This is a genomic window from Parageobacillus caldoxylosilyticus NBRC 107762 (genome assembly GCF_000632715.1).
GTDB lineage: Bacteria > Bacillota > Bacilli > Bacillales > Anoxybacillaceae > Saccharococcus > Saccharococcus caldoxylosilyticus.
Window position 1 is genome coordinate 1 of record NZ_BAWO01000113.1, and the last position, 1571, is coordinate 1571.

General features: G+C 32.9%; 1 protein-coding gene and 1 pseudogene. One reads left to right on the plus strand and one right to left on the minus strand.

Annotation, left to right across the window (positions count from 1 at the left end):
• Positions 1-154 (minus strand): annotated as a pseudogene (locus GCA01S_RS18845) (IS256 family transposase); the annotation flags it as partial.
• 198 nt (positions 155-352) lie between these two features.
• Between GCA01S_RS18845 and GCA01S_RS18850 the strand changes: the two are divergent.
• Positions 353-1294: a phospholipase D-like domain-containing protein gene (locus GCA01S_RS18850; protein WP_042412537.1), complete on the plus strand. Its 942-nt coding sequence runs from the start codon at positions 353-355 to the stop codon at positions 1292-1294.
• The last annotated feature ends 277 nt before the right edge of the window (positions 1295-1571 follow it).

The following is a 1571-nucleotide window of genomic DNA, read 5'->3' on the forward strand; positions in this document are numbered from 1 at the left end:
AGCCGTTTCTCATATTCGATGTTCCGGCTTGTTCTATTTCGAGGAAATTCTTGATTTCTTCCCGCATGATCAGTTCTAATTTTTCCTTTACAAACTGACGAATGACACTTTCCAGTTGATTTGCCCAGTCGACATTCGGTATACTTTTAGACATAGGTAGGGTTCTCCTTTCTCTGGAATGTTTGGGTTCAATCAGAGAATACCCTACCTTTTTTATTTTGATCTAGTAAAATGCTTTACACAAAATTTTATACATCATCAAAAAAGAAGCAGAATTTATTTTACGGAATTTATTCCATTATTTTCATGATACAATTCCAATAAAGAGTATTCATTAAGGGGGAAACAGGAATTGTCAAAACTTATGGATGGAGCAGATTTCTTTAAAAAATTTTTGGAGGATATTGCGGGTGCTGAAAAGTCGGTTACGATTATCTCTCCATTTATTTCGAAAAAGGCAGTGTTAGAAATAATTGATAAATTGCCAAAACATATACAACTGCTTTTTGTCACTCTGCCGCCAGGATTAGATTATCTAACAGGAGCAGTTGAACCAGAAGCAATTGAAATATTATCAAAAAACGGATTTACAATTAAGGTTTTTCCTAATATTCATGCGAAACTATATATTGTAGATGAGAAAATTTGTTACATTGGTTCCGCAAACTGTACTGCGCGAGGAATGGGCTTAATTGAAGATTGTAATAAGGAATTTATGACAAAAGTTGATATGCAGGATGAGGACTTCTCTCTTATTTATAATGAGTGCATAAATAAATCATCTTTACTCCTGATTTCAGACGGATGGCTGAATAGATATATTCCTGATTACCAGGAGTTACAAAGCAGATATAAGCATCTCATACATGAACTTCAAGAAAAGATAAATCAATTTCAATCAAACAACCGGTATTCAAACAATTTAAGAAATGATAACCCGACTGAAATCGAAGCAGATTCAGACAGAGATCATCAAGTGGATCAATATGAGAAATTTCTTGCTGGATTGAAAGAAGCCAATATCATTTCGAGCTATGTACATCAAAAAAATGGGTATGGGAAACAAACCTATATGGTTGATGATAAACATATGATTAAAGTGTTCTTTTCAAAAGGTCAAGAACCAACTAAATTATTCGAAAAAAATTATCGCTTTGCCATTTCAAAAGCAGGTGTAGAGGATATTAAATCTAATAAAATTCACAGTATTGTGTTTGTACTTGGAGAAGAGCAACAGTTTGTTAGCTTACCCAGAACGTTTCTAGAATCAACATTTTTTCCGAAAAACACATAGATCGAACACAACGGGCTTGGCAAATACAAATCAGCTTTGCTAAACAGCGTTGCTTTATCCGTTGTATAAACGGAAAACGTAATAAACAGTTTATATATGATATAACCCCATACGTAAATCATAAATTGAATTATCAATGGATAAATACTAAAACAAAACGAATACCATATAAAAAAATTAAGCATACCATAAAAGACTGCTGATTACACAAGCAGTCTTTTATTATATACCAATGAGGATCAAATTGTTGCATATGTGATTAACACGGCGATATTGT